Here is a 3,627-nt window from a genome sequence, read left to right as displayed (position 1 = left end):
CTTCATGGCGTCCCGCGAGGCCGGCAGCAGTTCCGGCAGGCAGGCTTTATCGACGCCGAGCAGGCGCATGGAGCGGACGGCCCGGCGGATCAGGCGGCGCAGCACGTAGCCGCGGCCCTCGTTGGAGGGGGTCACGCCGTCGGCGATCAGCATGAGGGCCGAGCGGATGTGGTCGGCAACGACGCGCATGCGGACGTCGTCCGTGTGGTGCGGGTCCTCGGCGGACTCCGCGGAGGTGTATTCCCGGCCGGAGAGGGCCGCGGCCCGGTCGATCACGGGGCGGACCTGGTCCGTCTCGTACATGTTCTCGACGTCCTGGAGGATCATCGCGAGGCGCTCCATGCCCAGGCCCGTGTCGATGTTCTTCTTGGGCAGTTCTCCGGTGATGTCGAAATCCACCTTGGAGCGGACGTTGTCGATCTGGTACTGCATGAACACGAGGTTCCAGATCTCGACGTAGCGGTTTTCATCGGCGATGGGGCCGCCCTCGACGCCGTAGGACGGGCCGCGGTCGTAATAGATCTCCGAGCAGGGACCGGCGGGGCCGGGCTGGCCGGTGGACCAGTAGTTGTCGGACTTGCCCATGCGCTGGATCCGCTCGGCCGGCATGCCGGTGTTCTTCAGCCACAGCTGCTCGGCCTCGTCGTCCTCTTCATAGACGGTGACCCAGAGCCGCTCCGGCGGCAGTCCGTACCCGCCGTCGTCCACGCTGGTGGTCAGGAGCTCCCACGCGAACTTGATGGCGTCTTCCTTGAAGTAGTCGCCAAAGGAGAAGTTGCCGCACATCTGGAAGAACGTGCCGTGGCGGGCGGTTTTGCCCACTTCCTCGATGTCACCGGTCCGGATGCACTTCTGCACACTGGTGGCCCGCTGGTAGGGGGCCTCCTCACGGGCGGTCAGGTACGGAATGAACGGGACCATGCCGGCCACCGTAAACAGCAGGGACGGGTCGCTGGAGACCAGGGAGGCGGAGGGCACGGCGGTGTGCCCCTTGCTGACAAAAAAGTCGATCCAGCGCTTGGTGATCTCCTGCGACTTCATGAGCTGTTTTCTTACCCTTCAATATTCACTGCGTTATGTGGCCCGCGTCTGTGCTGCGCGGGACAAGCTGAGGACCGGCACTGATCCGGGCCCGTCAATCTGGTACCCGTCACCGGGGGCGTCGGCGCGCCGTCGCCCCCGGTGACGGGCACCTTACTTACTAATTCTCTCCCGGCTAGCGCCGGACCGCATCCCGGCGGGCGACAGTGCCGCCGGCGGCGAGGTCCGTTGCCGTCTCGATCCCGAGGGCCGTGCGGAGTTCTGACTCCCGCTCGCCCATGCCATCGCGGACGGCATCGGCGAAGTCGAGCAGGCCGTCCGCCAGCCGTCCGACGGCCCGGTTCAGGCCTTCGGGGCCGAGGGCGGACTGCGCTTCGGTGACTTTGCGGAAGGCGATAACGCCGATCGCGACGCCGATTCCCATCCAGATGATTCTGTTCATGTCAGGTGCTCCCGAAGTGTTTAGCGGCTGCGGCGGCCGGTGGCGGGCTTTTTGCGGGTGCTGAAGGCGGAGCGCACGCCGTAGCTGAAGGCTGCCACCTTGATCAGCGGCGAGCCCACGGTGGCGGCCATGAGCGAGGACAGCGCCGAGATGTTGGCGGAGGCGTCCGAGACGTTCGAGGAGATGCCGTCAACCTTCTTCAGCTGCTCGTTGGTGGTGGTCACCGTCGCGGTGACCTCGTCCATGAGCGGGGTGGCGCCGTCGCTGATGGAGCGGATAGTGGTCCGCATTTCGTCGAACACTCCCCCGAGCTTCAGGATCGGCACGGCGAGCAGCAGGACCAGCAGTGCAAACACTCCAGCCGCGATCAGGCCGGCAATATCGCCACCAGACATAGACACTCATCTCCTTGAACTGCAGTGGATACCTGCTTGTTGCGTCGGGTTCCGACGGTTTCGCCGACAGTTAAATCCGGCAAGCCGAACCGGCTCCCGGGGAACTCCCCCAAGTACCTTACATACAAAGAAGCCCGCGGCGCTTGCCACGGGCTTCTTTGTAGGTGATGCCTTTTGAATTAGCGTGCGTAGAATTCCACGACGAGCTGCTCTTCGCAGGTCACGGGGATCTCGGAGCGCTTGGGGCGACGCACCAGGCGGGCCTGCAGGGCGTCAAGCTTGACGTCCAGGTAAGCCGGAACGATCGGCAGGACGTCGCGGTGAGCGCCGGCTGCTGCAACCTGGAACGGAGGCATGGTCTCGCTGCGGCTGTGAACGTGGACCAGCTGGCCCTCGCCGACGCGGAAAGACGGGCGGTCAACGCGGATGCCGTCAACGAGGATGTGGCGGTGCACAACCAGCTGGCGGGCCTGGGCGATGGTGCGGGCGAAGCCGGCACGCAGCACGAGGGCGTCGAGACGCATTTCGAGCAGTTCGATCAGGTTTTCACCGGTCAGGCCCTTGGTGCGGCGTGCTTCTTCGAAGGCACGGGTCATCTGGGCTTCGCGGATGCCGTACTGGGCGCGCAGACGCTGCTTTTCGCGCAGACGTACGGCGTAGTCGGAGTCCTGCTTCTTGCGGGCACGGCCATGCTCACCGGGGCCGTACGGGCGGCGCTCCATGTACTTGGCGGCCTTGGGGGTCAGAGCGATGCCGAGTGCACGCGAAAGGCGTGCGGTACGGCGAGCACGAGTGTTGTTAGCCACTTGTGTCCTTCCAATATCTGCGGTGTGTCAGTGTTACTGGCCTCCACGATGGAGAGCATCGGCCAACCGCTGCCTTTTGCTACTGGGCACAGGGCAACCCTCATCGAACCGAAGTTTCCATGGATTGTGCGTCCGTGCCTTGCCAGACAACGATCCAGCCTACCAGATCCGGCCGGCGGACCGAAGTCAGATTCTGGCGTGCGCTCCCCGGACACCGCTGCGCCCGAAGGACGCCGCGCCCAGGAATTCCACGGCCACGAACGGTTTCGGGCCCACCACCCATTCGTCGTGTCCCGGCGGAATCGCGTACGTGTCGTTGGCGTGGATCGTGGAGCGCAGCCCTTCGGCCGTTTCGACTTCCATTTCTCCGGAGATGCAGAAACCGAGATGGTGGTGCAGGCAGACGTCGGTCCGCTCGTAGGCTCTGGTGTTCTCCGGCCACCGCCAGCCCGGGCCTAGGATCAGCCGGGCCACCGAGTAGTCGTTCACTGTGCAGAGGTCGAATTCGGCCTTGTCCGGGCACCGTTTCTTGTCCGGCACATCGAAGGACTTCACTGCCATGGCTGTAACGAAGTTGATACTCATGGGACACCTGCCGGGGACGGGACGGGAACGCTCGCGCTGGATGAGCTGGGATGGAGCGAAGCCGGCTGCCGTTCCGGGGTCCGGAACGAGGGAGCCAGCGATGTGACCGCGCTGTCCCCTGCGCCGCACGGACGGTCAGCAGATCCATGCCGCCGTAATTCCACGTTAGACCTCTTGGCCCCTATGTCAACGGCGGATTCCGGCGCCACCGGGCGCCGCCGACCAGCCGCCGGTCACGGGCGTTCACCTGCCGCCCATGTGCCTTTCAGGTGCCGCGGATGATCCTCCGAAGCCGCTCGAGCCGGGTGGCGATGTCGCGTTCGGCCCCGTTGCCGGTGGGTTCGTAGTAGTTGCGCCC

5 protein-coding genes are annotated in these 3,627 nt (G+C 65.2%); all 5 read right to left on the bottom strand.

Annotation, left to right across the window (positions count from 1 at the left end; genetic code table 11):
- A partial coding sequence (locus LQV45_RS20680) for an alanine--tRNA ligase-related protein (RefSeq protein WP_230008625.1) occupies window positions 1-1,041 on the bottom strand: 1,041 nt, incomplete at its 3' end.
- Window positions 1,042-1,216: 175 nt separating this feature from the next.
- The gene (locus LQV45_RS20675) at window positions 1,217-1,483 is read right to left on the bottom strand and encodes a DUF6167 family protein (RefSeq protein WP_223916699.1); all 267 of its coding nucleotides are present in this window, start codon (window positions 1,481-1,483) and stop codon (window positions 1,217-1,219) included.
- A gap of 20 nt (window positions 1,484-1,503) precedes the next feature.
- Entirely contained in the window at window positions 1,504-1,878 is a 375-nt protein-coding gene (locus tag LQV45_RS20670; protein ID WP_018773156.1) for a DUF948 domain-containing protein, read from the bottom strand.
- Between the two features lie 179 nt (window positions 1,879-2,057).
- Window positions 2,058-2,684, bottom strand: coding sequence for a 30S ribosomal protein S4 (gene rpsD, locus LQV45_RS20665; protein WP_018773157.1), 627 nt, complete (start codon window positions 2,682-2,684; stop codon window positions 2,058-2,060).
- A gap of 186 nt (window positions 2,685-2,870) precedes the next feature.
- Window positions 2,871-3,269: a cupin gene (locus LQV45_RS20660; protein WP_230008624.1), complete on the bottom strand. Its 399-nt coding sequence runs from the start codon at window positions 3,267-3,269 to the stop codon at window positions 2,871-2,873.
- Between the last annotated feature and the right edge of the window lie 358 nt (window positions 3,270-3,627).

This window comes from Microbacterium sp. Bi128 (assembly GCF_918698205.1).
Note: the sequence above shows the minus strand (reverse complement) of the source record. Positions and strands in the feature narration are given on the sequence as shown.